We start from the raw sequence: 23,044 nt of genomic DNA, 5'->3' as shown, positions 1-23,044 counted from the left end.
CCGCCGCAAGCCCCCGTGCGGCCCGGGCGCCCCGACGCGCCTCCCCCTAGGCTTCCCAGGACGGCGGCGGAGGGGGAGCGGATGCGGTACCGAGCGCGCGACGGCGCCCTGCTCCACGTCGACGAGCACGGAGCCGGTCAGGGGCGGCCCCTGGTGGTCGTCCCCGGCGAGCCGGAGCGCCATCCCTCCTACCTCGGCTCGTTCGCCTCGATCGCCTGCACGCGCCGCGTCCTCGTGCTGCACCCGCGCGGAGTGGGCGGCTCCGCGGAGCTGCCTCCCGCTCCCCCGGCCACGACGGCCGCCGACGTGGAGGACCTGCGCCGTCACCTCGGCGTCGACGAGCTCGATCTCGCCGCGCACGACTCCGGATGCCGCGCCGTCCTGCTCGCCGCCGTGGACGCGCCCGAGCGCATCGCCCACCTGCTCCTGATCGCCCCCGGCACCGCCTGGCTCGGGATCGACGACCGGGCTGCCGGTCACACGACTCCCGCCGGCTCCGACGACACCGCGGCGATCCGCGCCGCTCTGCAGCGCCTCGACTGCCCCGCGGTCGTCCTCGGCGGGGAGGACGATCCGGTGACGGGCATCGCCGCTCTGGAGGCGCTCACCGCGCTCCTGCCGCAGGCGAGCCTGGCCGTCATCGAGTCGAGCGGCCACCACCCGTGGGCGGAGGCGCCGGCCGAGTTCGCGGTCGCGCTGCGCGCCTCGCTCTCGGTGCCGCCGCCCGCTCCTCCGCTCGGCCGCCGGCCTCCCGTCGCCGCGCGCTGAGCCGGGAGCCCGCCGGAGCCGCGCCGTCTATCCTCGACGGGTGCGTCTCGTCATCGCGCGCTGCTCCGTCGACTACACCGGCCGTCTCAGCGCCCACCTCCCGCTCGCCACCCGCCTCCTGCTCGTCAAGGCCGACGGGAGCGTCCTCATCCACTCCGACGGCGGCTCCTACAAGCCGCTGAACTGGATGAGCCCGCCCTGCACGCTGATCACGGGCGAGCCCGACGAGGAGGCGCGCGCCGCGGGAGTGACGCAGCAGTGGACCGTCGCGCACCGCAAGACCGGCGACGCTCTCGTCGTCTCGATCCACGAGGTGCTGCACGATTCGGCGCACGAGCTCGGCGTCGATCCGGGACTCGTGAAGGACGGAGTGGAGTCGCATCTCCAGCGCCTTCTCGCCGAGCAGATCGGCCTCCTCGGAGAGGGGCACACTCTCGTCCGGCGCGAGTACATGACCGCGATCGGCCCGGTCGACATCCTCGCCCGCGATTCCTCGGGAGCCGCCGTCGCCGTCGAGATCAAGCGCCGCGGCGAGATCGACGGAGTGGAGCAGCTCACCCGCTATCTCGAGCTGATGAATCGCGATCCGCACCTCTTCCCGGTGACGGGAGTCTTCGCCGCTCAGGAGATCAAGCCGCAGGCGCGGACTCTCGCCGAGGACCGCGGAATCCGTTGCGTGGTGCTCGACTACGAGGCCATGCGCGGCACCGACGACTCCCACACCCGCCTGTTCTGACAGGCACGGCGACAGGCACGGCGAAGTCGCGGCGACAGGCACGGCGAAGGCCCCCGCGATCGGATCACGGGGGCCTTCCGCTCACCGGGCGCGAGGCCCGGGAATGCGGCGTCTCACCGGGCCGAGAGCCCGGCGGCCGCTACTTGTGGGCGGCCTGGTAGGCGGCCTGGACCTCGGAGGGGATGCGTCCGCGGTCGGAGACGGGGTGGCCGTTGGCGTTCGCCCACTCGCGGATGGCCTTGAGCTGCTTGGGGTCGCTCTTGGAGGCGGTCGCGACGCTCGTGGCGGCCGCGGGGCGCGAGCCGACACGGCGGGCGCTCGAGACGAACTTCTCGAGCGCCGAGTGGAGCTCGGCGATGTTGTCGGGGCCGAGATCGATCTCGTAGTTGGCGCCCTCGATGCTGAAGCGGACGGTACCGCCGTCACCGGAATCGATAAGGGTTCCGTCGATATCGTCGACAAGCGTGATCTTCTGGGCCACTTTTCCTCCTGGAGTTCGCGGGACCGGACTGTCTCGACCCGGACCGGGAGAGACATTACCCCCTTTCACAATCGAGTGCGCCATGAATGGCGCCATTCGTCCCTTTCTCGCGCCATGTCGAGGGGAATGTTCAGGATAAGCGGAGGCAATCACGGCTGAATCGAGCTGTTCGCCACCAGCCGTCGAATAGAGGACACGGTGTCCGCAGACGGCCGTAACGATTCCGGACACCGATCGCGCGCATTCCCGGGAACCGGTCCCGGCGATTCCGATCACGCCCCGGTCTTCGTTAGCGTGGAGCCATGGCACGACGAGGCGGACCCCCTGCACGCCCGGCGCGACCCGGTCCGTACCGCAATGCGGAGGCTCGGGAAGCACTGGAGGCGCTCGTCGCCGCTCCCACCGCCGAGGCCGTCGACCGGCTGCTCGAGGCCTGCCTCGACGGCTCCCTCGTGGTCGACGTCACGGGCTCCCAGCCCGGAGGCGTGCCGCACGTCCGCACCGTCGCGACGACCACCGGGGAGCAGGTCCTGCCGCTGTTCACCTCCACGGACGAGGTGCGCACCGCGGTCCCCCGGCAGCAGCATCCGCGGGTGCAGATGCTGGTCCTCCCCGGACGCGAGGCCTTCGCGCTGATCCGCACCGCCGACTTCGTCGCCGTGCAGCTCGACCCCGGCTCGATCGCCCAGGTCGTCACCCGTTCGTTCGTCGAACGGGCTCTGGACGCCGAACGGCCGTAGAGTGTGGCCCCCGGCGGGGCAGCGCCGGCGTCACCCCGTCCTCCGAGGTCAGGAGCCCGCCATGTCCGACACGACCCTCGCCGCCACCGGCCTCGACGCGCGAGCCGGCACCTGGTCCTGCATCCTGTTCGACCTCGACGGCACGATCACCGACTCGGCCCCCGGCATCACCGGCACCCTCGTCGAGACCTTCGTCGAGCTGGGCCGCCCCGTGCCCGCTCCGGCCGAGCTGCTGGCCTACGTCGGCCCTCCGCTGCTCGAGGCGTTCCGCGAGCTCGGCGGGATGACCGTCGAGGAGGCACAGGCCGCGCTCGTGGTCTACCGCCGCCGCTACAACGCGGGCGGACTGTTCGACTCCTCGGTCTACCCGGGGCTGCCCGAGGTGCTCGCGCGCATCGCCGAGGCCGGCGTGCCGCTCTCGCTCGCGACCTCCAAGCCGGAGTCGGCGGCCACGCGCATCCTCGAGCACTACGGACTGGCGCAGTACTTCACGGTGATCTGCGGCGCCTCCGAGGACGAGGTCCGCAGCGCCAAGGCCGACGTCGTGGAGGAGGCGCTGCGCCGGCTCCGCGAGCTCGGCGTCGACCTCTCGGCGCCGGTGATGGTGGGCGACCGCGAGCACGACGTGCAGGGCGCCGCCGCCCACGGCGTGCCGACGATCATGGTCGAGTGGGGCTACGGATCGCCGCTCGAGGCGGTCGGGACGATCGCGCTGGTGTCCGGCGCCGAGGAGCTCGCGGACCTCCTGCTCCCGTGACCTGCGTACGATGAGGGCATGACTGGTCTGGGCGTCGTCCTCTCGTTCGTGCTGTTCCTCGGCGGGATCCTCGTTCTCGGCAACTCGTTCCTGCTGCCCGACATCGCCGGATTCCTCTTCGTCGGCGGCATCCTGATGATCTCGGGATCGCTCGCCGTCGCGTTCCACGTCCTGCCGAAGTCGCAGTAGCCGGGTCGCTCCGGGCGGCCGCCTCCGCGGCTCGCCGCTCCGCTCAGCCCAGCGTGCTCGCGTCGAGGTTGATGACTGCATTGATGTAGACCGCCTCGCCGGCTCCGGCGATCGTCGGGTTCATCCGGAGCAGCTGCTGCACCGGGATCCCGAAGCGCTGCGCGATGTCGAAGAACGTGTCGCCCTGCACCACGGTGTAGCTCACGATGTCCCCCTCCCCGTCGCGGGTCGGCTCGCCGTTCGCCCCGGGAACCGCGCCGTTGTCGACCGCGAAGGCGGTCTCGGGGATGTCCGGTGTCGCGTTCGGCGTGAAGGTGACCGTCGCCTCGGGGACCGGCGCGAAGACCGTGGCCGTCGCTTGCGGGAGCGCCGCCGTGACGGTCGGGTCCGGCACCGGAGTCGGCGTCGCCGTGGCGAACACGGTGACCGTGACCGTCGGAGCCGGAGCGGGCGCCGAGCACCCCGCGAGCGCGAGCACACCGGCCAGTGCCGTCGCTCCGATGACCGTCCTGCGCATGTCCCCCGCCCTCCGCACGCCCCGCGGCGCCCGCTCCACCCTAGGAGACGGGGCGGCCGGGGGCACGTGCGCTGTCGCAGGAGGCCGGTGCTGCGGATCCACCGTCGTGCAGGGAGCTCCGCGGTCGCCGGGGCCGGGTCGGCCTCACCGGGACCGGGTCAGGACGGGGGCTCGGGGAGCAGGCGCAGCCCGCCGCCGCTGTTCGCCGCGTCCATCAGGAGCTCGACCCAGGCCGGGTTGATCGTCGGCTGCCGGCTCCCCGCGAAGTGGAACTGCAGGGCGATGTTCGGGTTCATCCAGAAGGAGTGGCGGCCGCGCGCGCCCTCGGGCATCGAGTCGAGGGTGAGACTGAAGCGCTCGTCGCGGCGGAACTTCGCGTAGATCACGATCTGGAGGTGGGCCAGGGTCCGGTCCTCGATCTCGATGACGGCGGGAGGAGTGCCGTAGAGGAATTGACCCATGCCGCCAGACTATAGGCCCCCCGGCTTATTACTAGTCCGTCTAGCTATTTCGCTGCGGAGGGTTCCGCGTCGTCCGCTTCGTCCGTATCGTGCCCGTCGCCGTGCTCCGCGTCGATCTGGTCGACGGCCGCGCTCATCCGGCGGAGGAAGTTGACGACGACCTCGGCCTCGGGAGCGTCCAGGTCCTCGGCGATCTCGAGCATCCGGCGGTGCATCTCCTGGAGCGTGGCGCGCACCTCGTCGTCGCTGTCGACGGTCGCCTCCACGACGATCCCGCGCCGGTCGGTCGGGTTGGGCTTGCGCACGAGGTGGCCGCTGCGGACCAGGCGGTCGATGAGGACCGTGGTCGACGCGGACGAGATGGAGAGGTGCGAGGCCAGGTCCTTGCCGGTCACCAGCTCGCCCTTGCGCTGCTGGCGGAGCAGGTACTGGATGGCGATCAGGTCCGTCTCGCCCATCGCCATCCGCTCGCGCGTGCGGCGGCGCATCGAGACCTCGGAGACGCGGTACGTGCGCATGGCGCTCAGCACCTCGACCGCACGGCGGGTGGACGACTCGTCCGGGTACCAGTACCCGGCGCCGCTCCGCAGGCTCGTGTCGCTCATCCGCACATCCTAGACCGGCTGATCACCAGGCCGTCTAGCGAGTCGCCCGCGCCTACGCTGGACCGGTGACCGCCACCCTCGTCGCCAAGGGCCTCTCCGGAGGCTATGCGCACCGCACCCTGTTCGACGGACTCGACCTGACGGTCGCCCCCGGGGACGTGGTGGGCGTCGTGGGGGCGAACGGAGCCGGCAAGTCGACGCTCCTGCGCATCCTCGCGGGCGAGACGGCTCCGCTCGAGGGCTCCGTCGTGCTCTCGCCGGGCGACGCCTTCGTCGGCTGGCTGCCTCAGGAGCACGAGCGCCGCGAGGGCGAGACCGTGGCCGGCTACATCGCGCGCCGCACCGGCTGCGCCGAGGCCTCCGCCGAGCTCGACGCCGCCGCCTCCGCCCTGGCCGACCCCGATCCCGACGGCTCGATCGCGGACCGGTACGCCCTCGCGCTCGACCGCTGGCTCGCGAGCGGCGCGGCCGACCTCGACGAGCGCACCCCGGTCGTCCTGGCCGACCTGGGCCTGTCGCTCGGCGCCGCGGCCGCCTCCTCGACGATGACCTCCCTCTCCGGCGGGCAGGCGGCGCGGGTCGGCCTCGCGGCGCTGCTGCTCTCGCGCTTCGACGTGGTGCTGCTCGACGAGCCGACCAACGACCTCGACCTCGACGGCCTGGAGCGCCTGGAGGCCTTCGTCCGCGGGCTCCGCGGCGGCGCGGTCCTCGTGAGCCACGATCGCGAGTTCCTCGCCCGCAGCGTCACCCGCGTGCTCGAGCTCGATCTCGCGCAGGGCACCAACCGGGTCTACGGAGGCGGCTACGACGCGTTCCTGGAGGAGCGCGAGACCGCGCGCCGCCAGCGCCGCGAGAAGTACGAGGACTTCGCCGAGCAGAAGGCCGACCTGGTCTCCCGCGCCCGCACCCAGCGGGAGTGGTCGAGCCAGGGCGTGCGCAACGCGATGAAGAAGGCCCCCGACAACGACAAGATCCGCCGCAAGGCCTCGGCGGAGTCGAGCGAGAAGCAGGCGCAGAAGGTGCGCCAGATGGAGAGCCGGATCGCGCGGCTCGAGGAGGTGGAGGAGCCGCGCAAGGAGTGGCAGCTCGCCTTCACGATCGGCAGCGCCCCGCGCTCGAGCTCGGTCGTCTCGACACTGAACGGCGCGGTCGCCCGCCGCGGCGCCTTCACGCTCGGGCCGGTGTCGCTCCAGGTCGACGCGGGCGACCGGATCGGCATCACCGGGCCCAACGGCGCCGGCAAGTCGACGCTGCTGTCGCTCCTCCTCGGCCGCGCCGAGCCGGAGGAGGGCGGCGCCTCCCTCGGAGCGAGCGTGGCGATCGGCGAGATCGATCAGGCCCGCGGGATGCTCGCCGCCGAGGTGCCGCTCGCGGACGCGTTCGAGGCGCTGGTGCCCGAGTGGCCGACCGCCGAGGTCCGCACGCTGCTGGCGAAGTTCGGGCTGAAGGCCGACCACGTCGGCCGCCGCGTCGGCGAGCTCTCGCCGGGCGAGCGGACGCGGGCCGCCCTGGCGCTCCTCCAGGCCCGCGGCACGAACCTCCTGGTGCTCGACGAGCCGACCAACCACCTCGACCTCGTCGCCATCGAGCAGCTGGAGGAGGCGCTCGAGGCGTACGAGGGCACCCTGCTGCTGGTCACCCACGACCGGCGGATGCTCGAGACGGTGCAGCTGACGCGGCACTGGCACGTCGAGGCGGGCGTCGTCACGGAGGCGTGACGCCCGCCGCCGCGTCAGTCCCCGGAGGCGCGGGCCGCCTCGTCCTCGCGCCAGCCGGCCTCCTTCTGCACGTACTCGTTGTCGGCGAACTCCGCGAAGTCGCTCTCGTCGGTGATCCGGCGCACTTCGAGGCGGTTGCCGGGCACCAGCGGGCAGCGCAGCGCCCACTCGCGGGCCTGCTCCTTGGAGTCGACCCCGATGATCCAGAAGCCGTTGAAGAGCGACTCGGTCGGGCCGTAGGCGCCGTCGACGACGGTCGGCGGCTCGGAGGAGAAGTCGACCACGAAGCCGGAGGAGGCGACGTCGTCGGCCAGGCCGTCGCCCGAGAGCAGCACGCCCGCCTCGATCATCGCCTCGTTGTACTGCCCCATCCGGGTGATGATCTCGTCGATCGGGATCGAGGCGTATGCCTCCTTCGCCGCATCGGTCGCGCGCATGATCAGCATGTACTTCATCGGGTCTCCCTGGGGTCGGTGCGCGGGGGCGCCGGGCCTACTCTGGCCCATCCGGGGTGCCTGCGGAACGGTGGGTCCCGAGCGTCTGCGCCACGGGGGCGAGCGCGGAGCGACGGACCTTGCCCGCGTCGCTCCGAACGGGCTCGTGCACGATCCGGAGGGCCCGGAGGCGCCGCTCAGCGCCCAGCTCGGCGTTCGCCCGAGCGAGCAGACCGGCCGGGTCCACGCCCGCGTCGCCCACGTCGACGACCGCCTCCACCGCCTGCCCCAGCTCCGTGTCCGGCACGCCGAAGGCGACCGCCCCGCGGACTCCGGGCAGGGCCTCCAGCACCCGCTCGACCTCGGCCGGCCAGACGCTCGCTCCGCCCCGGAGGATCAGATCGTCGGCGCGGTCGACCACCCAGAGCCACCCGTCCCCGTCGACGCGGCCGACGTCGCCGAGGGTGTCCCAGCCCTCCTCCGTCCGCCGCGAGCCCGCGCCGAGGTAGCGGTAGGCGGGGGCCTCGCCGCGGTGCAGCCAGATGCGGCCGAGCTCGCCGGTCGGAGCCTCCGTGCCGTCCTCCCGCAGGATGCGCAGGGTCGTCCCGCTGATCGGCCGTCCGACACTGCCCGGGTGCTCCAGCCACTCCCGGCCCGTGATCATCGTCAGCCCGTTCGACTCGCTGCCCGCATAGACCTCGACCACCCGCTCCGGGCCGAGCCAGCCGATCAGCGCCCGCTTGTCGGCGGGCGCGCAGGGCGCTCCGAGGTGCAGCACCGTCGCGAGCGAGGACACGTCCGCCCCCGACCGCTCGGGCGCAGCCAGCAGGCGGCGGATCGTGGTCGGGACGAGCAGGGTCCAGGTGACGCGGTGCTCCTCGATCGCCGCGAGGACCCGGGCGGCGTCGAACCGCGGCAGCAGCACCAGGCGCTGCCCGGTCATCAGCCCGCGGAAGGCGTAGGTGAAGGTCGCCGAGTGCATCAGCGGGCCGCTCACCAGCTGCACGCCCTCGCGCGGCAGGAACGGCGCGACCGGCGCGTCCGAATCCAGCAGCGCCGGGCCCGCGGCCAGCACCACCTTCGGCCGCCCCGTGCTGCCGGAGGAGGTGGGCGCCTTCCAGGACGAGGCCCATCGGTCCTCGAGCGAGCCGGCCGGCACCTCCGGCCCGGGCCGCCAGTCGCCCGCGCGCCACGGGACAGCGGAGGAGGAGGGCGCGCCGATGACGAGCGCCGGCCGCGCGATCCGCTCCACCTCGGCGCGCTCCGCCGCCGACAGCCCGGTCGAGACCGGCTGCGGCACGGCGCCCGCCTTCCAGACCGCCGCGCAGACGACGAGCGCGTCCAGCGAGTTCGAGAGCGAGACGGTGACGAGGTCGTCGGTCCGGACGCCGAGATCGCGGTAGGCGCGGGCGAGGCGGGTGCTCTCGCGGTCGAGCTCCCCCGCCGTCAGCGCGCCCTCGTCGGCCACGGCGACGATCCGGTCGGGATCGGCGTCGGCGAGACCGGTGACGATGCGCGAGATCGACCGGCGGGTCACCGGCGGCGCCCGATCGTGTCCAGGCGGCAGGACGGAGTCATCCGGGCACGCCTGCTCGCGCGGATCCCGGCCCGTCCGGAGGAGTTCCTCCTGAGCTCTGAACCGAGCCGTCGAGCACCCGCTCGTAGAACCGCAGATGCGCGGCCGCGACGTCGTCCCAGGAGTGCGAGGCGGCCAGGGCCCGGCCGTCCGGCGAGGGCAGCGTCAGGGCCTCCTCCAGCGCGTCGGCGAAGGAGGCGGGGTCCCGCCCGTAGCGAACCGCGTCCCCGAACACCTCGTGGATCACCGGCAGCTCCCGCGCCACGACCGGCACCCCCGCGGCGAGCGCCTCCATCGCCGCCAGCCCGAACCCCTCCTTCACCGAGACGAAGCCCAGCGCGGAGGCGCCGGCGACGAGCGGAGCGAGCCTCTCCTCCGGAACGGTGCCGAGGATCACCGGAGCGATCCCGAGCTCGGCCGCCCTCCGGTCGAAGGCGGCCCGGTACTCGCGGTAGTCGAACAGGGTCTCGCCGCCGCCGAACACCAGCGCGACGTCGTGGCCGCGCTCGCGCAGCAGAGCCCACGCCTCGAGCAGCTCGATGCTGCCCTTCCGCGGCTCGATGCCGCCGAGGGCGAGGAGGTACGGGCCGAGCTCGGCCCGCCACCCCCCGGTCAGCGGATCGTCGACGGCGGCCGCGAACCGCGCCGCGTCGACACCGTTCGGGATCACGTCGGGCAGCAGCCCCCAGCCGGCGCGCACCTCCTCGGCGACCGCAGCGGACACGCACAGCCGGGTCAGGGGGAGCCGGACGGCGCGGTCGTGGCAGGCGCGCAGCTCCGGGGTGGTGAAGTCGTCCAGGTGGTGGATCGTGCGGATCGGCGCGAGTCCGGCGGCGAGCGCCGCGTTGGCCGAGATGCAGTCCTGCGCGTGGACGACCGGGGCGTCCTCGCCCCGCAGGGCCTCGGCCATCGCGGCGATGGACCGGACGATGCGGGCGCCGACCGGCTCGCCCTCGCGGTGCGGAAAGGGCACCACCCGCACGGTCACGCACGGATCGACGGGGCGGAAGAAGGAGTCGTCGCCGCCCCGGGCGAGCGTGCGCACCGTGACGTCGTGTCCGGCGCGCGCGAGCGCCTCGGCGAGGGCGAGGGTGTGCACCACCCCGCCGCGCGGCCGGGTGGAGTAGGTCAGCAGGCAGATCCGCATCTCAGCTCCGGTAGGCGTGCTCCGCGCGGTCGCGGAGGTGGTGCATCGTGCGGCGGGCGCGGGCGACGGAGCCGGCGACGTCAGCGGAGGCGAGCGCGAGCCCGCCCTTCGCCCAGGTCTTCGCGATGATCTCTCCCGCCGGATCCACGACCTTCGCCTGCCCGAGGAACCGCAGGCCGCCGAGCACGCCGGTCTGGTTCGAGGAGACGAGGTAGACCTGGTTCTCGGCGGCGCGGGCGCAGTCGTAGAGATCGAACAGGTGGGCCTGGCGGTCGTTGCGGATCCGATCGGAGCGGTCGGTCACGCTCGCGGGCCACGCGCTGAGGCAGGCCAGCACCTCCGCGCCGTCGAGGGCCAGCGAGCGCGAGGACTCCGGGAAGGTCTTGTCGAAGTCGATCAGCATCCCCATCCTCCCGATCGGCGAGTCGAAGGCGGCGAAGCCGCGACCCGGCAGGTACGCCTCGGACTCGCCCAGCGGCAGGTGGACCTTGCGGTGCGTGCCGATCAAGCGCCCGCCGTGCACGCAGACCGCGGTGTCGTAGCGGACCTCGCGACCGCCCTCGAGCGCGCGCTCCGCGATCCCGAAGCACACGGTGAGATCGCCCGCCAGCTCGGCCACGCGGGCGACCTCCGGCCCATCGAGCTCGAGGCTCGGCGGCAGGTCCGGCCCGGGGTGCTGGAGGTCGAGCAGGTAGCCGCCGAGGGTCGCGTCCGGGAGCACGAGCAGGTCGACCGAGCGCTCGCGGGCGTGAGCGATGATGCCGGCGAGCTTGGCGAGGGTGCGGTCGATGTCGCGACCGAAGTGCGCTGCGACCGCACCCATCACCGTCTCCGTCATGCGAGGAGGCTATCCGGCGAGATCCGACTCGCGCTCCCGAGCGAAGCGCCCCGCCTCGCGCACTCGCCGGACCTCCTCCGCCAGGTGCCCCGCATCGCGGGCGATCGCCTCGAAGCGGCCGGACCCCCAGGTGTGCAGCCACGGCAGCCCGAGGAACGACAGGCCCGGCACGCTCGTCACTCCGCGCTGGTGGGTGGGATGGCCGGCGCCGTCGAACACGCCGATCTCGACCCAGCGGTAGTCGGAGCGGAACCCGACCGCCCAGACGACGCTGCCGATGCGCGCGAGGTCGAGCCCGGTCGCCTCGGACTCCGGCCGCCAGACCGGACGGCAGCGGTCCTCCTCGGGAGCGTCGATGCCGTGCGCCGCGATGTAGCGGTCGATGTCGTCCTTGATCGACTCCGCGACCGAGTCCGCGTAGTCGAGCGACGCCTCCGCCGTGGGGGCGAAGCGCAGCCGGGACCCCTCCACCCCGGCCAGTCGGCCGTAGAGGTGCATCCCGTCGCGGGCGAAGGCGCGCAGGTCGATGTTCCGCCCGCCCCCGCGCCCCGTCACGTAGTGGTTGGTCGACTCCCGCTTGGTGAGCCCGCCGACCTGCGCGTGGACGGGCACGTCGTACACGCCCATGTCCTGGAGCCAGGCGACGCAGTCGCGGCCCCGGTAGAAGCGCGCCACCCGCGGCGCGCTGCCGAGGGCGAGGTGGACCTCGCGCCCGGCGAGGAAGAGGTCCTCGGCGATCTGCGCGCCCGACTGCCCGGAGCCGACGACGAGCACGCCGCCGGGCGGGAGCGCCTCCGGCGAGCGGTAGTCGGCGGAGTGGAGCTGCAGCACGTCCGACGGCAGCCGCGCGGCGACGGCGGGGAGGACCGGGCGGTGGTAGCCGCCGGTCGCCACGACGACCTGGTCGGCCGTGATCGCGCCCGCGCTCGTGATCAGCTCGAACCCTCCCCCGGCGCGCTCGCGGAGCCGGCTCACCTCCACGCCCTCGACCACGGGGGCGTCGAAGCTCTGCGCGTAGCGGCGCACCCACGCGTGCACCTCGTCGCGCGTCATGAATCCGTCCGGGTCCGGCCCGTCGTAAGGGTACCCGGGGAGGCGGCACTGCCAGTTCGGCGTGACGAGGGTGAAGGCGTCCCAGCGGCGGTCGATCCAGTCGTGGCCGATGGTCGCGCGCTCGAGCACGACGTGCTCGATGCCGTCGTCGACCAGGTGCCGGCTGATCGAGAGCCCGGCCTGCCCGCCTCCGACCACCGCGACCTCGACGTGGCGCCCGGGCTCGATAGCGGCGCTCACGGCCGCACCCGCTGCCCGGCCGGAGCGGGCGGCTCCATCGCGAGCACCCTGACCGTGCCGCCCTCGAAGCGCTGCGCCGTGCGGAGGATGTCGGACTCCTGCTGCATCGCGGAGGTGCAGGCGAACCCGAACCGCTCCCGCACCCGGTCCGACGCGATGCGCAGCGCCTCACTCGAACGGGCGACGAAGTCCTCGAGCGAATAGGCGGTCCCGGTCCCGAGGAACTCGTGCACGACCAGGCTCGGCGAGTAGCAGCGCTCCTCCGAGCCGTCCGGCCAGCGGACGTGGAAGGTCATCTCAGGCATGGACGAGTCCTCCGTTCCAGACCCGGTCGATGTCGTAGGCGCCGGGCCGCCGGTCGCGCAGGTGGAACATCCCGCCGCGCATCGCCTCGAAGGCGCCGCGCACGTCGATGTCGGCGACGGCCATGCCTGCTCCGAGCAGCGTCGTCGCGAGCACGTTGCCGCCGGGATCGACGACCTTCGCGTTCCCGACGTAGCGGAGCGAGCCGAAGGTCCCCGACTGGTTCGAGGCGAGCCAGAACACCTGGTTGTCGAGGGCGCGGGCGATGTCGAACTGATTGAACCGGTACGTCCAGCGGTCCTCCTGCAGGTTCTCGGCCGTCGCCGTCCGAGCGGCCGGCCACGCCGAGAGCGAGGCGATGATCTCGGCGCCGTCCAGCGCCATCGACCGCGCCGCCTCGGGGAACGCCTTGTCGTAGCAGATCTGCAGGCCCACCCGGCCGACCGGCGTCTCGAAGGTGCCGTAGCCCGGGCCCGGCGAGTACGAGAGGTGCTCGCCCAGCGGCTGGTGCACCTTCCGGTAGCTGCCGTAGACCTGCCCGCCGTCCAGGAGCGCGGCCGCGTTGTAGCGGGTCTCGCCGTCGTCGTCGAGCTCGCAGAAGCCGATCGCCACCACCAGGTCGCCGACGATCTCCTGCACCCGCCGCAGCTCCGGCCCGTCCAGGCGCACCGCCGGCGGGAGGGAGCGGCGGGTGGTGGCGACCGTGTCGCCGTGGTTGCCGAGCGAGGAGAGGTAGCCGCCGATCGCGGCCTCGGGGAGCACCAGGAAGCGCACTCCCCTCTCGCGGGCCTCCTCGGCCAGGGAGGCGATGAGCGCGTAGTTCTGATCCAGGTCGCGGGTGAAGTTCGCCGCGACCGATCCGACGAGGGTCATCGCGATCGCCTACAGGTTGTAGGTGGAGTTGATGATCGCGCCCTTGCGGGCGTAGTGGATGAGCGCGTCCTGCACGTCGAGCGGGTGGCAGGGGATGCAGCCCTCGATCAGGTCCTCCTCGCGGAGGCCGTGGAGCGCCATGCCGAACCGGCAGACGAAGACGCGGTTCCCCTCCTGGATGAAGGTCTCGATGGCGTTGTTGAGGTTCTGCTCGCCGGGGAATCCGGAGTCGCCGACCGTCGGGAAGCCGCGGGTGGCCATCGCGTTGATGGTGCCGGGCCCGTAGAAGTAGAGCGCGGACTCGTAGCCCTTCCGCGCCGCGCGGGTGGCCTGGAGCACTGCGACGAAGCTGACCGAGGACTCGTGGGCGATGCCGTGCACGAGGGTCAGGTACGACTCCCCGGGCTCGGCCTGGTAGTCGGGGAAGACCTTGGTGGAGCCGTAGAGGTTGCTGCCCTTCGGGAGCGCCGGGTGGGCGATCTCGGAGCGCGACATCTCGATGTTGGCGCTGACCTGGTCTTCGATCTCCTGGGAGACGGACATGGTTCCTCCTGGTGTCGGTCCGCCGAAGCGGCGTGCGAGTGCATGGCTCCGGCGGGATGCGCTGAGACGACGCGGGACGACGTCCGCCGGGGTGGAGCAGTGGTGCGGAGTGGAACGCGTCCAGTCAACGGCCGGGATGTTTCGGAGTGGTTTCCACCGGAAGAAGCTCCCGTGACGGCGGATCCGTAACGAGACCGCGTTCCTCCCGTCACGAGGGCGAAACACGAGGCGCCTTGACTGGGGGGTGAGACGACCGCACCGACATCCCGGCCGCCGCTGTGCGCGGCCCGTCCGGCCCGCTCCGCGGTGCCACGAAGGAGTCCTCGTGACCGATCTCCGCAGTCCCTCCCCCGCGTCCTCGCCGCCGGCAACCGGTGCGGCGCACCCGGCCGCCGGCCCGCACCCGGTCGGCGGGGCGCACTCCCCGGGAGGGGCGCACTCGACCGGGATCCGCCGCACCGGCCCCTCCGCCCTCCGCACTCGCGTCGACATCGCCCTGCAGGGCATCCGCGTCGAGGCACCGGTGCACCGCGAGGCCGGCGCCGGCCCGAGCGACGACGGGCACGTGATGCTCGGCGGCCTGGGCGCCGCGATCCCGGTGAACCCCGACAGCCCCTACGTGGTGAGCGGGAACCGCCTCCTGCTCGAGGGCGCCGACATCGGCCTGGACGTGACTCCCGTCCGCCGCCCGCGCTTCTACGATCTCGACACCGCCGACGGCGTCTCCTACGAGAAGATCGCCCGGCTGCACGGCCGTGACATCCTCGCGACCACCGTCGTCCAGACCTGCATGCGCTACGACGAGGCGGAGCGCTGCCGCTTCTGCGCGATCGAGGCCTCGCTCGAAGCCGGTGCGACCATCGCGGTCAAGACCCCGGCCCAGCTCGCCGAGGTCGCGGAGGCGGCGGTCCGCCTCGACGGCGTGCGCCAGATGGTGATGACCACCGGCACCTCCAAGGGCCGCGACCGCGGAGCGGCCCACCTCGCGCGCTGCGTCCGCGCGGTGCTCGCGGCGGTCCCCGGGCTGCCGATCCAGGTGCAGTGCGAGCCGCCCTCCGACGTCTCGGCGCTGCAGGCGCTGAAGGACGCGGGCGCCGTCTCGATCGGCATCCACGTGGAGTCGATGGACGACGCGGTGCGGCAGCGCTGGACCCCGGGCAAGGCGCGGGTCAGCCTGGACGAGTACCGCTGGGCGTGGCGCGAGGCAGTGCGGATCTTCGGCCGCAACCAGGTCTCGACCTACCTCCTGGTGGGCCTCGGCGAGGACCCGGACGAGCTGGTCACGAGCGCCCGCGAGCTGATCGGGATGGGGGTCTACCCCTTCGTGGTGCCCTTCCGTCCGCTGCGCGGGACCCTGGCGACCGAGGTCGACCACGTGCTCCCGCCGGCCGGGTCACTGCTGGAGCGGGTCAGCGCCGAGGTCGCCGCGCTCCTGATCGAGGCCGGGATGCTGAGCAGCGGCCAGAGTGCGGGCTGCGCGGCGTGCGGGGCCTGCGGCGTCCTGAAGACGGCCGGCGCCTGATGGTGGAGCTCTCGATCCTCGAGGGTGTTCGGGTCGCGCCTGCGTTCACGGTGGTGCGGGCGGAGGAGCGCGAGCTCGCCGCGCACCGGGCCCTGCGGCGCGAGGTCTTCGTCGCCGAGCAGGGGCTGTTCGCGGGCGACGACCACGACGACGCCGACGACGATCCGCGCTCGGTGGTGCTCGTCGCGGTGGCTCCGGACGGCGCGGTGCTCGGCGGGGTCCGGATCGCGCCTGTCGGCGGCGGACGCGATCTGGGCTGGTGGACCGGCAGCCGCCTGGTGGTGGCGCGCGAGGCGCGGGGCGGCTCCGGGATCGGTGCCGCCCTCGTGCGCGCGGCCTGCGCGGAGGCGGAGGCGCGCGGGGTGCTCCGCTTCGAGGCCTCGGTGCAGCTGCGCAACGAGGTGCTGTTCCGGCGGCTCGGCTGGCGGAGGATCGGCACGAGCACCGTCGCCCGAGTCGAGCACGCCCGGATGCGCTGGCCGGTCGACCGGCTCGACCGGGCGGCCACCGCGGCCAAGGCGGCCCTCGGCGCCCTTCTGGCTCCGCTGGCGGCCGAGGGGGGCCTCGGTGGGGCCGGCTTCGTCGGCGACGACGGAGCACCGGTCCCGGGCAGCGACCTGATCGCCGTCTGCGACGCGATCGTCCCGTCCATGGTGGAGCGCCACCCGGAGTGGGCGGGGTGGTGCTCGGTGCTGGTCAACGTCAACGACCTCACCGCGATGGGCGCGACCGGCATCGGGCTGATGGACGCGATCGGCGCTCGCGACGCGGCCGCCGCCGCGCGCATCGTGAGCGGTCTGCGGGCCGCCTCCGCCGCCTGGGGCGTCCCCGTGCTCGGCGGGCACACCCAGCTCGGAGTGCCGGCGGCCCTGAGCGTCACCGGTCTCGGCCGTACCGCGGCGCCGGTGCCGGGCGCCGCCGCTCCGGGCGACGAGCTCTCGCTGACGGCCGACCTCGGCGGCGGCTGGCGGCCCGGCTTCGCGGGCGCCCAGTGGGACTCGACGTCGTCCCGGCGCGCGGAGGAGCTCCGGGCGATGGCCGCCTCCGTCGGACTCGCGCGGCCGAGGGCGGCGAAGGACGTGAGCATGGCCGGGCTGGTGGGGACGGTCGGCATGCTCGCCGAGGCCAGCGGAGGAGGAGCGGTGATCGACCTCGCGGCGGTCCCCGTCCCCGAGGCGGCCGGCACCGCCGACTGGCTCGGCTGCTTCCCCGGCTTCGCGATGATCACCGCCGACCGGCGGGGGGAGTCGAGGATGGGCACACCCTGGACCGCGACGGCCGCGGTGGGGAGCGTCGTCACGGAGCCGGGCGTGCGGCTGCGCTGGCCGGACGGCGAGGAGACGACGGCGATCGCCGGTGCGGTGACGGGGCTCGGCGCAGCGGGCTGACGGGCCGGGCCGGAGGCGCATCGTCCTCGGCGCGGCCGTGAGACGCAACCCCGTGCAGATCCTCGCCGAGCGGCGGAGACTGGCGGCGGCCCGTTGCTCGACGGGCGCTCATCGACGGAAGGAACGACCCCATGGTGGATCTCGGAGGACTCGCGGACAAGGCGAAGAACGCCGTGAACAGCGACAAGGGCGAGGAGCTGACCGACAAGGGACTCGACAAGGCGGGCGACGCCGCCGACTCCGCGACCGGCGGGAAGTTCGCCGGCCAGGTCGACAAGGCCCAGGAGGCCGGCGACCAGCACGTCGGCAACGACTGACCGCCGGGCGGCCCTTCCGCGCTGTCGCGGAGGGCCGCCCGTCCATCAGTCCCGGTCGCCGAGCCCGCGCAGCAGCGCCCGCACCACGGCGACGGAGCGATCGGCCGCGTCGTCGACGTGCGCCTCGAACTCGCCGGGGGCGCAGAGGTCCGAGATCCCGCGGACCGAGACGAATGGCAGCCCGTGCACGTGCGCCGTCTGCGCGAGGGCGACGGACTCCATGTCGGTGGCGAGCGCGCCGGGGAAGTCGTTCCGCACGCGGTCCACGTGGGCGCTCGAGACGAAGACGTCGCTCGAGACGATCAGGCCGCGGCGCACCGGCGGCCCCTCCAGCAGCTCGAGCTCCGCGGCGAGCGCCGCGTTGTCCCCGGAGTAGCGGGCGGGCATCCCCGGGACCTGCCCGAGCGCGTAGCCGAACGCCCGCGCATCGGCGTCGGTCTGCACGTACTCGGCGCCGATCACGACCTCGCCCACGCGGACGTCGGCGCCCAGGCCGCCGGCGGTCCCCGCGCTCACCACGAGCGGCCGGGAGCCGCCCTCCCGCAGGATCGCTGCGGTGAGACCGCCGGCCGCGTTGACGAGGCCGATGCCGGTGCGGACGAGCAGCACCGCGCGGGAGTCGAGCTCGAGCTCCCACTGCAGCGCGTTGCCGACGGCGCGCGGCTCGGAGGCGCTGGACGCGGCGGCGAGGAACGGCGCGGCCTCCTCGTCCATCGCGACCAGGACGATCGCCGTGCTCACGCGGTGACCGTCTCCCACTCCGAGCGGTGCGCGAGGAACGTGCGCGCCGCCTCCTGCGCCCCCTCGAGGGAGTGGTTGGCGCCCCAGCCGCACTGGGTCTCGTTGGCGGCCGGGACCTCGTCGGCCTCGGTGATGTCCTGGAGCGTCGCCTCGACCAGGCCGAGCACCTCGGAGAGCTCGGGCTCGCCCGAGAGGAGCAGGTAGAAGCCGGTCTGGCAGCCCATCGGCGAGAAGTCGATCACGCGGTCGGAGTGGTTGCGGGACTTCTCGGCGAACAGGTGCTCGAGCGAGTGCACGGTGGGCATCTCGAGGTGCCCGCGGTTGGGCTGGGTGAAGCGCACGTCGTACTTGACGAGGTGGTCGCCTCCGGGCAGCGTCTTCGCGTCGGCGAGGCGCACGTACGGCGCGGCGACGGTGCGGTGGTCGAGGTTGAACGACTCGACGTTCATGCGCGGCTGATCCACGGTGGTCTCCTTCACTGGGGGTCCCTCCATTGTCCTCCGCTCCGCGGAGCGGAGGCGGACCCCGGCGGATCCGGCTGCTTCTTCTCCGGGGCTGCGCCCGGATGCGAGGGCGGAACGGAGATCCCCGATCGACCGGGCGGAGGGGTGGCCGGAGCGGGGCGGCCGTACGCAGGCGGGTAGCGGAGGGCCGTCGAGCCGTCGTTCGCAGTCGTCTTCCCGGTCGTCGTTCCTCCTCCTCGGCGTGCGGGGCGGCGTCCTCGGTCCACTCGACCACGGACTGGTCGGGCACGGAGAGCAAGCGTGCCGTCGCGCCCGACGCGGCGGGGACCCGGACCCCTGAGCGGTGGAGAACGGGCAGCTCCGATTCCTGGGGAGGAGCCTCGGCCGCTCCTCAGAACAGGTCCGAGAACCCCATCGCGACGAGGTTCGCGTGCGAGGTCCGCAGGCAGTCGAGCGCGCTCCGCCCGTAGCGCTCGTCCTGCTCGACGAGGAGGTGGTCGACGCCGAGCGCGAGGCTCGTCCCGATGATCCCCGGGAAGTCGAGATTGCCCTCCCCCACCTCGGCGAACTGCACGTTCGAGGTGAAGGCGTGCACAGACCACCCGCCGGACATGTCGGCGGGCGGCCCGACCCGGTAGTCCTTCAGGTGCACCAGGGCGACGCGCTCCCCGTACCGGCGCAGCGTCGTCACAGGATCGAGCCCGCCCCGCTGCACCCAGTGCACGTCGAGCTCGAGCCCCAGCAGCGGAGCCCGCTCGGCGACGACGTCGAGCAGGAGGCGGCCGCCGTGCCGCGCGAACTCGTGGTGGTGGTTGTGGAGCAGCAGCCTCAGCCCGTCGTCGCGGAGCCTCGCCGCGGCGGCCTGGCAGCGGTCGGCGAAATCGAGCAGAGCGGCCGGCGAGGCCGCCGCGGAGGCGGGCAGCATGCCGATCCGGACCGTGCGCGCGCCGAGCGCGCGGGCGTCGGAGACGATCCCGGCGAGCCCGCCCTCGAGCGCGGCGCCCGGGGAGTCCCCCGGTGCCAGACCCGCCGAGATCGCCGCGATCTCCACACCGAGCTCGTCCCGCGCCCGCTGCAGCTCGGCCACGGTGGCCGCCGTCAGCGGGATCTGCGAGATCTCCACCGACCGGTAGCCGATCGCTCGGACCTCCCGGAGCGTCGCGAAGGCGCCCGCCGAGGCGAACGCGTCCTTCAGCATCATCGCCTGCACGCCGATCCTGGTCACGGCAGTCCTCCCGATCGCGGTGGGGGCCGACGTCTCCGCGGCCCGGAACGCTCCCGACGGTAGAGGCGTGCCTCCGATCTTGTCAATCGGTTGCCAATACGCGTATGGTCGTGGCACGGCGGCGCTCCTGCCCGCCGGTTCCCGACGACGAGAACGAGGCACGCACCGTGACCACCGCACCCGCGACCCCCGCACCCGCGACCACCGCACCCGCGAACCCCGCACCCTGGACCCTCTCCGGCTTCGGCGACGAGATCGACCCCGACCCGGTCGTCCAGGTCGCCGTCCTCCGAGCGCTCGGCGCGCACAGCATCGAGGTGCGCAGCGCCTGGGGCCGGAACGTCGTCGACCTCGACGACGAGCGCCTCGCCCGCCTCGCCGCCGTGCTCGAGCGCGGCGGCCAGTCCGTCTCGGCCGTCGCCTCACCCATCGGCAAGGTCGACGTCGCCCTCGATCCCGAGCTCGAGGTCGCGCGCCTCGACCGCGTCATCCGCGCCGCGCACGCCCTCGGCACGCCGAGCATCCGCGTCTTCTCGTTCTACCGGGGCGAGGGAGTGCCGGTCGAGAGCATCCGCGACGACGTCCTGCTGCGCTTGCGCATGCTCGCCGACCGCGCCGAGCGCGAGGGCGTGGTGCTGCTGCACGAGAACGAGAAGGACATCTACGGCGACGTCCCCGAGCGGATCCTCGACCTGGTCGAGTCCGTCGGCTCGCCCGCCCTGCGCCTCGCCTGGGACAACGCGAACTTCGTGCAGTGCGGGGTGCGGCCCTTCGACGACGGCTGGACGGCGCTGCGGCCCTACGTCGACTACCTGCAGGTGAAGGACGCGGTGGCCGCGACCGGCACCGTGGTGCCCGCCGGCGAGGGCGACGGCCAGCTGCGCGAGACGCTCACCGCCCTGCGCGACGACGGCTGGACGGGCGTCGCCTCGCTGGAGCCGCACCTCGCGATCACGGACGCCCTCGGCGGATTCTCCGGCCCCGAGTCGTTCGGGGTGGCCGCTCGGGCCTTCCGGGGGCTCGCCTCCTCGCTCGGGATCGACCTGCGATGACCGTCCGCGCGGCGGTGATCGGCTGCGGCGACATCTCCTCCGTCCACCTCGCGGCGATCGGCACCGCACCCGGCGCGGAGCTGGTGGCGGTCTGCGACACCGACCCGGGCCGGCTCGCCGCGGCCGCCGAGAGGCACGCGGTGCCGGGCTTCCCCGAGGCGGTCCGGATGCTCGACTCCGTCCGCCCCGACGTCGTGCACGTCTGCACTCCGCACAGCACGCACGCCGCGCTGGCGGTCGCGGCCCTGGACCGCGGCGTCGCGGTGCTCCTCGAGAAGCCGCTCGCCTCCTCCGTCGCCGAGGGCGAGCAGGTGATCGCCGCGGCCGAGCGGGGCGGAGCGCGCATCGGCGTCTGCTTCCAGAACCGCTACAACCCGCCCGTGCAGCGCCTCCGCGAGCTGCTGGCGTCCGGCTCCCTGGGTGCCGTGACAGGTGCGGCCGCGATCGTGCTCTGGCACCGCGCTCCCGGCTACTACCTCGACCGCCCCTGGCGCGGGATGCGGGCCGAGGGCGGCGGCGGGATGCTGATGAACCAGGCGATCCACACCGTCGACCTCCTGCAGTGGCTCCTCGGCGACGTGGTCGCGGTGAGCGGCTCCGCCTCCACGCGCCTGCTTCCGATCGAGGTCGAGGACACCGCCGACCTGGTGCTCAGCCACGCCTCCGGCGCGCGCAGCGTCCTCTACGCGACCGTGGCGAACGCGTGGGACGAGCCGGTCGAGCTCCGCCTGCGCACCGAGCGCGCCACCGTCTCGCTACGCGGTGCCCTCACCGTGCGGCGCGACGACGGATCCGTCGAGGTCGTCCCGGACACGGAGCGCCGATCCGGCGGGCGCTCGTACTGGGGCGCCTCGCACGAGCTGCTCGTGCACGACTTCTACGCCCGCCTCGGCGAGGACGAGCCCTTCTGGATCTCGCCCCGCGAGGCGGCGAGGTCGCTCGCGATCGTCCAGGCCGCCTACGCCCCGAGCGCGCCCGCGCGGATCCCCCACTCCACCCCGAACGAAGGACTCCTCCCATGACCACCGTCCGCCTCGGCATCATCGGATTCGGCGCCCAGGGCTCCTCCTACGCCCGCTTCCTCGCCGACGGCAGGGTGCGCGACCTCGTCGTCACCGCCGTCGCCGACGTCGACCCCGCCCGGGAGGCGGCGGCCGCCGCGCTCGCACCCGGAGCGTCCTTCCACGCCGACCACCGCTCCCTCCTCGCGAGCGGGGAGGTCGACGCCATCGTCGTCTGCACTCCGCACTACCTCCACCCCGGGATCGGCATCGACGCACTCGAGCACGGGCTGCACGTGCTGGTCGACAAGCCGGCGGGCGTCTACGCCGCGCAGGTGGCGGAGCTGAACGAGGCCGCCGCCGCCCGTCCCGGTCAGCGCTTCGCGATCATGTTCAACCAGCGGGCCAACCCGCTCTACCGCCGGCTCAAGGAGGTCGTCGACGAGGGCGGGATCGGCCGGATCCTGCGCTCGAACTGGATCATCACGACCTGGTGGCGGCCGCAGGCCTACTTCGACCAGAGCGCGTGGCGTGCGACGTGGGGAGGCGAGGGCGGAGGCGTCCTGGTCAACCAGGCGCCCCACCAGCTCGACCTGTGGCAGTGGCTGTGCGGAGTGCCGGAGTCGGTGGTCGCGAAGGCCGGCTACGGGCGGTGCCGCGACATCGCGGTGGAGGACGAGGTGACGGTGCTCGCCGACTTCGGCGGGGGCACGACCGGCGTGCTGGTCACCACGACGCACGACCCGATCGGCACCGACCGCCTCGAGATCGTCGGCGACCGCGGCCGGATCGTCGTCGACGACTCCCGGGTCGCGACCATCACCCGGCTGAACGCCCCCGAGCGCGAGGTCAGCGCCGCCCTCAGCGCCGAGGACGTGGGCCTCCTGCTCAGCGGTCGCTACGACACCGCGGGCCTCTCCACGACGGAGCGGATCGAGTCGGCGTCGGTCTGGGGCGAGCAGCACACGGCCGTCCTGCAGGACTTCGCGGACAGCATCCTGCACGGCACGCCGCTGCTCGCACCCGGGGCGGAGGGGATCCTCGGGGTCCGGCTCGCCAACGCCATCCACTACTCGAGCTGGACGGGACGCGAGGTACCGATCGACCTCGACGAGGGCGTGTTCCTGGCGGCGCTCAACGAGCGCATCCGCGAGGAGGGGGCGTTCCCGGAGCGGAGCTGACGGGGCGGAGCCGCGCGGACCCGCGCTGGACGGGGCCGGAGCGGTGGGCGGCCGGCCGGCGACGGCGGCCTCCCGGAGCGCGGGCTCCCCGATCCGGCCCGACCCGGACGCGAGCGACGGGCCGGGCGGGCTTCTCGGCCCTGTGGCAGCATGGGCGGCGGACGGCGCCCCGTC

The 23,044-nt window shown here is 73.6% G+C and carries 27 protein-coding genes; 12 read left to right on the top strand and 15 right to left on the bottom strand.

The genetic code is table 11. From position 1 onward, the window contains the following. Positions 1-81 precede the first annotated feature (81 nt). Entirely contained in the window at positions 82-768 is a 687-nt protein-coding gene (locus C5B93_RS05440) for an alpha/beta fold hydrolase (protein ID WP_104291963.1), read from the top strand. 40 nt (positions 769-808) lie between these two features. Then, positions 809-1,504, top strand: a complete 696-nt coding sequence (gene nucS, locus C5B93_RS05435) for an endonuclease NucS (protein ID WP_104222623.1) — start codon at positions 809-811, stop codon at positions 1,502-1,504. Between the two features lie 139 nt (positions 1,505-1,643). On the opposite strand, the gene C5B93_RS05430 is transcribed toward nucS, so the two are convergent. Continuing rightward, on the bottom strand, positions 1,644-1,985 hold the full coding sequence (locus C5B93_RS05430; protein WP_104222624.1) for an Lsr2 family protein: 342 nt from the start codon (positions 1,983-1,985) through the stop codon (positions 1,644-1,646). A gap of 302 nt (positions 1,986-2,287) precedes the next feature. Here C5B93_RS05430 and C5B93_RS05425 point away from each other — a divergent pair, with 302 nt between their 5' ends. The 3 genes from C5B93_RS05425 to C5B93_RS17195 all read left to right on the top strand — a co-directional run bounded on the left by C5B93_RS05425 (position 2,288) and on the right by C5B93_RS17195 (position 3,671). Next, complete coding sequence (locus C5B93_RS05425) at positions 2,288-2,725, top strand: SseB family protein (protein ID WP_104222625.1); 438 nt, start codon at positions 2,288-2,290, stop codon at positions 2,723-2,725. A gap of 61 nt (positions 2,726-2,786) precedes the next feature. After that, positions 2,787-3,482 carry an HAD hydrolase-like protein gene (locus C5B93_RS05420; RefSeq protein ID WP_104222626.1) on the top strand — a complete coding sequence of 232 codons (696 nt, stop codon included), beginning with the start codon at positions 2,787-2,789 and terminating at the stop codon, positions 3,480-3,482. A gap of 18 nt (positions 3,483-3,500) precedes the next feature. Next, positions 3,501-3,671, top strand: coding sequence for a hypothetical protein (locus C5B93_RS17195; protein ID WP_159911733.1), 171 nt, complete (start codon positions 3,501-3,503; stop codon positions 3,669-3,671). A gap of 43 nt (positions 3,672-3,714) precedes the next feature. Here C5B93_RS17195 and C5B93_RS05415 read toward each other — a convergent pair whose 3' ends face one another. The 3 genes from C5B93_RS05415 to C5B93_RS05405 all read right to left on the bottom strand — a co-directional run bounded on the left by C5B93_RS05415 (position 3,715) and on the right by C5B93_RS05405 (position 5,254). Further along, positions 3,715-4,188, bottom strand: coding sequence for a LysM domain-containing protein (locus C5B93_RS05415; protein WP_104222627.1), 474 nt, complete (start codon positions 4,186-4,188; stop codon positions 3,715-3,717). 158 nt (positions 4,189-4,346) lie between these two features. Further along, positions 4,347-4,649, bottom strand: a complete 303-nt coding sequence (locus C5B93_RS05410) for an ATP-dependent DNA ligase (protein ID WP_104233014.1) — start codon at positions 4,647-4,649, stop codon at positions 4,347-4,349. Positions 4,650-4,693: 44 nt separating this feature from the next. Then, positions 4,694-5,254 carry a MarR family winged helix-turn-helix transcriptional regulator gene (locus C5B93_RS05405; RefSeq protein WP_104233013.1) on the bottom strand — a complete coding sequence of 187 codons (561 nt, stop codon included), beginning with the start codon at positions 5,252-5,254 and terminating at the stop codon, positions 4,694-4,696. A gap of 65 nt (positions 5,255-5,319) precedes the next feature. Between C5B93_RS05405 and C5B93_RS05400 the strand changes: the two genes are divergently transcribed. Then, a complete protein-coding gene (locus tag C5B93_RS05400) occupies positions 5,320-6,972 on the top strand; it encodes an ABC-F family ATP-binding cassette domain-containing protein (protein WP_104222629.1) in 1,653 nt (550 codons plus the stop codon). Between the two features lie 14 nt (positions 6,973-6,986). Here C5B93_RS05400 and C5B93_RS05395 read toward each other — a convergent pair whose 3' ends face one another. The 8 genes from C5B93_RS05395 to C5B93_RS05360 are packed head-to-tail and all read right to left on the bottom strand — an operon-like array spanning position 6,987 to position 13,979. Next, positions 6,987-7,427, bottom strand: a complete 441-nt coding sequence (locus C5B93_RS05395) for a YciI family protein (protein WP_104291962.1) — start codon at positions 7,425-7,427, stop codon at positions 6,987-6,989. A gap of 37 nt (positions 7,428-7,464) precedes the next feature. Further along, on the bottom strand, positions 7,465-8,943 hold the full coding sequence (locus C5B93_RS05390; RefSeq protein ID WP_104250273.1) for an AMP-binding protein: 1,479 nt from the start codon (positions 8,941-8,943) through the stop codon (positions 7,465-7,467). A gap of 37 nt (positions 8,944-8,980) precedes the next feature. Further along, the gene (locus C5B93_RS05385) at positions 8,981-10,129 is read right to left on the bottom strand and encodes an MSMEG_0565 family glycosyltransferase (RefSeq protein ID WP_104222632.1); all 1,149 of its coding nucleotides are present in this window, start codon (positions 10,127-10,129) and stop codon (positions 8,981-8,983) included. Between the two features lies 1 nt (position 10,130). Then, the gene (locus C5B93_RS05380; RefSeq protein WP_104250272.1) at positions 10,131-10,967 is read right to left on the bottom strand and encodes a carbon-nitrogen hydrolase family protein; all 837 of its coding nucleotides are present in this window, start codon (positions 10,965-10,967) and stop codon (positions 10,131-10,133) included. A 9-nt stretch (positions 10,968-10,976) separates the two neighbouring features. Further along, the gene (locus C5B93_RS05375) at positions 10,977-12,260 is read right to left on the bottom strand and encodes an MSMEG_0569 family flavin-dependent oxidoreductase (protein ID WP_219814022.1); all 1,284 of its coding nucleotides are present in this window, start codon (positions 12,258-12,260) and stop codon (positions 10,977-10,979) included. After that, complete coding sequence (locus C5B93_RS05370; RefSeq protein ID WP_104222634.1) at positions 12,257-12,565, bottom strand: MSMEG_0570 family nitrogen starvation response protein; 309 nt, start codon at positions 12,563-12,565, stop codon at positions 12,257-12,259. The genes C5B93_RS05375 and C5B93_RS05370 overlap by 4 nt, the downstream gene beginning before the upstream one ends. Further along, a complete protein-coding gene (locus tag C5B93_RS05365; protein ID WP_104250270.1) occupies positions 12,558-13,436 on the bottom strand; it encodes a carbon-nitrogen hydrolase family protein in 879 nt (292 codons plus the stop codon). Before C5B93_RS05365 ends, C5B93_RS05370 begins: the two co-directional genes overlap by 8 nt. 9 nt (positions 13,437-13,445) lie before the next feature. Continuing rightward, on the bottom strand, positions 13,446-13,979 hold the full coding sequence (locus C5B93_RS05360; protein WP_104222636.1) for an MSMEG_0572/Sll0783 family nitrogen starvation response protein: 534 nt from the start codon (positions 13,977-13,979) through the stop codon (positions 13,446-13,448). A gap of 325 nt (positions 13,980-14,304) precedes the next feature. Between C5B93_RS05360 and C5B93_RS05355 the strand changes: the two genes are divergently transcribed. The 3 genes from C5B93_RS05355 (at position 14,305) to C5B93_RS05345 (ending at position 17,206) form a co-directional block, all read left to right on the top strand. Further along, positions 14,305-15,501, top strand: a complete 1,197-nt coding sequence (locus C5B93_RS05355; protein WP_258059779.1) for an MSMEG_0568 family radical SAM protein — start codon at positions 14,305-14,307, stop codon at positions 15,499-15,501. Further along, the gene (locus tag C5B93_RS05350; protein ID WP_104250269.1) at positions 15,501-16,889 is read left to right on the top strand and encodes an MSMEG_0567/sll0787 family protein; all 1,389 of its coding nucleotides are present in this window, start codon (positions 15,501-15,503) and stop codon (positions 16,887-16,889) included. The genes C5B93_RS05355 and C5B93_RS05350 overlap by 1 nt, the downstream gene beginning before the upstream one ends. A 131-nt stretch (positions 16,890-17,020) precedes the next feature. After that, complete coding sequence (locus C5B93_RS05345; protein WP_104222638.1) at positions 17,021-17,206, top strand: antitoxin; 186 nt, start codon at positions 17,021-17,023, stop codon at positions 17,204-17,206. A 45-nt stretch (positions 17,207-17,251) separates the two neighbouring features. Here the strand turns inward: C5B93_RS05345 and mtnN are convergent, their stop codons facing one another. From mtnN to C5B93_RS05330, 3 genes are all read right to left on the bottom strand, one after another. Then, positions 17,252-17,947 carry a 5'-methylthioadenosine/S-adenosylhomocysteine nucleosidase gene (gene mtnN / locus C5B93_RS05340; RefSeq protein ID WP_258068144.1) on the bottom strand — a complete coding sequence of 232 codons (696 nt, stop codon included), beginning with the start codon at positions 17,945-17,947 and terminating at the stop codon, positions 17,252-17,254. Continuing rightward, positions 17,944-18,441 carry an S-ribosylhomocysteine lyase gene (locus C5B93_RS05335; RefSeq protein ID WP_308471247.1) on the bottom strand — a complete coding sequence of 166 codons (498 nt, stop codon included), beginning with the start codon at positions 18,439-18,441 and terminating at the stop codon, positions 17,944-17,946. The genes mtnN and C5B93_RS05335 overlap by 4 nt, the downstream gene beginning before the upstream one ends. A gap of 361 nt (positions 18,442-18,802) precedes the next feature. Continuing rightward, positions 18,803-19,636: a sugar phosphate isomerase/epimerase gene (locus tag C5B93_RS05330; RefSeq protein ID WP_258068143.1), complete on the bottom strand. Its 834-nt coding sequence runs from the start codon at positions 19,634-19,636 to the stop codon at positions 18,803-18,805. 167 nt (positions 19,637-19,803) lie between these two features. On the opposite strand from C5B93_RS05330, the gene C5B93_RS05325 reads away from it, so the two are divergent. The 3 genes from C5B93_RS05325 to C5B93_RS05315 are packed head-to-tail and all read left to right on the top strand — an operon-like array spanning position 19,804 to position 22,870. After that, positions 19,804-20,688 (top strand): sugar phosphate isomerase/epimerase, encoded by an 885-nt coding sequence (locus C5B93_RS05325; protein ID WP_258068142.1) that lies wholly within the window; start codon positions 19,804-19,806, stop codon positions 20,686-20,688. Further along, positions 20,685-21,710: a Gfo/Idh/MocA family protein gene (locus C5B93_RS05320; RefSeq protein ID WP_104250267.1), complete on the top strand. Its 1,026-nt coding sequence runs from the start codon at positions 20,685-20,687 to the stop codon at positions 21,708-21,710. The genes C5B93_RS05325 and C5B93_RS05320 overlap by 4 nt, the downstream gene beginning before the upstream one ends. Then, the gene (locus tag C5B93_RS05315; RefSeq protein WP_104291961.1) at positions 21,707-22,870 is read left to right on the top strand and encodes a Gfo/Idh/MocA family protein; all 1,164 of its coding nucleotides are present in this window, start codon (positions 21,707-21,709) and stop codon (positions 22,868-22,870) included. The genes C5B93_RS05320 and C5B93_RS05315 overlap by 4 nt, the downstream gene beginning before the upstream one ends. Positions 22,871-23,044: the final 174 nt, after the last annotated feature.

Origin of the sequence: Rathayibacter sp. AY1A2, from assembly GCF_002930935.1 — a bacterium.
GTDB lineage: Bacteria > Actinomycetota > Actinomycetes > Actinomycetales > Microbacteriaceae > Rathayibacter.
This window is presented reverse-complemented; position numbering and strand designations above follow the sequence as displayed.

What these genes read in the sequence shown, in the direction of transcription:
- C5B93_RS05395 (WP_104291962.1), bottom strand. Translation starts at nt 7,427, where the DNA reads ATGAAGTACATGCTGATCATGCGCGCGACCGATGCGGCGAAGGAGGCA.
- C5B93_RS05425 (WP_104222625.1), top strand. Translation starts at nt 2,288, where the DNA reads ATGGCACGACGAGGCGGACCCCCTGCACGCCCGGCGCGACCCGGTCCG.
- C5B93_RS05320 (WP_104250267.1), top strand. Translation starts at nt 20,685, where the DNA reads ATGACCGTCCGCGCGGCGGTGATCGGCTGCGGCGACATCTCCTCCGTC.
- C5B93_RS17195 (WP_159911733.1), top strand. Translation starts at nt 3,501, where the DNA reads ATGACTGGTCTGGGCGTCGTCCTCTCGTTCGTGCTGTTCCTCGGCGGG.
- C5B93_RS05405 (WP_104233013.1), bottom strand. Translation starts at nt 5,254, where the DNA reads ATGAGCGACACGAGCCTGCGGAGCGGCGCCGGGTACTGGTACCCGGAC.
- C5B93_RS05385 (WP_104222632.1), bottom strand. Translation starts at nt 10,129, where the DNA reads ATGCGGATCTGCCTGCTGACCTACTCCACCCGGCCGCGCGGCGGGGTG.
- C5B93_RS05365 (WP_104250270.1), bottom strand. Translation starts at nt 13,436, where the DNA reads ATGACCCTCGTCGGATCGGTCGCGGCGAACTTCACCCGCGACCTGGAT.
- C5B93_RS05335 (WP_308471247.1), bottom strand. Translation starts at nt 18,441, where the DNA reads ATGGAGGGACCCCCAGTGAAGGAGACCACCGTGGATCAGCCGCGCATG.
- C5B93_RS05350 (WP_104250269.1), top strand. Translation starts at nt 15,501, where the DNA reads ATGGTGGAGCTCTCGATCCTCGAGGGTGTTCGGGTCGCGCCTGCGTTC.
- C5B93_RS05410 (WP_104233014.1), bottom strand. Translation starts at nt 4,649, where the DNA reads ATGGGTCAATTCCTCTACGGCACTCCTCCCGCCGTCATCGAGATCGAG.
- C5B93_RS05370 (WP_104222634.1), bottom strand. Translation starts at nt 12,565, where the DNA reads ATGCCTGAGATGACCTTCCACGTCCGCTGGCCGGACGGCTCGGAGGAG.
- C5B93_RS05345 (WP_104222638.1), top strand. Translation starts at nt 17,021, where the DNA reads ATGGTGGATCTCGGAGGACTCGCGGACAAGGCGAAGAACGCCGTGAAC.
- C5B93_RS05315 (WP_104291961.1), top strand. Translation starts at nt 21,707, where the DNA reads ATGACCACCGTCCGCCTCGGCATCATCGGATTCGGCGCCCAGGGCTCC.
- C5B93_RS05360 (WP_104222636.1), bottom strand. Translation starts at nt 13,979, where the DNA reads ATGTCCGTCTCCCAGGAGATCGAAGACCAGGTCAGCGCCAACATCGAG.
- C5B93_RS05415 (WP_104222627.1), bottom strand. Translation starts at nt 4,188, where the DNA reads ATGCGCAGGACGGTCATCGGAGCGACGGCACTGGCCGGTGTGCTCGCG.
- C5B93_RS05380 (WP_104250272.1), bottom strand. Translation starts at nt 10,967, where the DNA reads ATGACGGAGACGGTGATGGGTGCGGTCGCAGCGCACTTCGGTCGCGAC.
- C5B93_RS05420 (WP_104222626.1), top strand. Translation starts at nt 2,787, where the DNA reads ATGTCCGACACGACCCTCGCCGCCACCGGCCTCGACGCGCGAGCCGGC.
- C5B93_RS05440 (WP_104291963.1), top strand. Translation starts at nt 82, where the DNA reads ATGCGGTACCGAGCGCGCGACGGCGCCCTGCTCCACGTCGACGAGCAC.